The organism is Pseudoalteromonas sp. bablab_jr011, assembly GCF_016464045.1.
Taxonomy (GTDB): Bacteria; Pseudomonadota; Gammaproteobacteria; order Enterobacterales; family Alteromonadaceae; genus Pseudoalteromonas; species Pseudoalteromonas lipolytica.
The window spans coordinates 1-261 of the sequence record NZ_JACDWU010000042.1; the positions used below are offsets into that span (position 1 = coordinate 1).

1 protein-coding gene is annotated in these 261 nt (G+C 37.2%); it reads right to left on the bottom strand.

The window, feature by feature from the left end:
• Nucleotides 1-261, bottom strand: a 261-nt coding sequence (tnpA, locus tag JIG41_RS01370) for an IS200/IS605 family transposase (protein WP_199524156.1), incomplete at both ends; no start/stop codon positions are given.

Consider the following 261-nt stretch of genomic DNA (forward strand, 5'->3'; position numbering starts at 1 on the left):
CCTTAAGTATGGATATTTGCTAAATAGCTTTAACGCTATTTTTCCCTTTAAAGCACCCATTAATTTCGAGACTGATAACTTCGGCGGTATCTTTACTACCAAATGAACATGGTCAACCTGCACATTTAACTCGACTACTTTGCACCCTAACTGCTCACAATAAACTTGTATGCACCTGTAAACATCTCTGCCTACTTTGTTCTTCAATATTCTGAACCTATACTTTGGTGTCCAGACTATATGATATTGACATCGCCAATA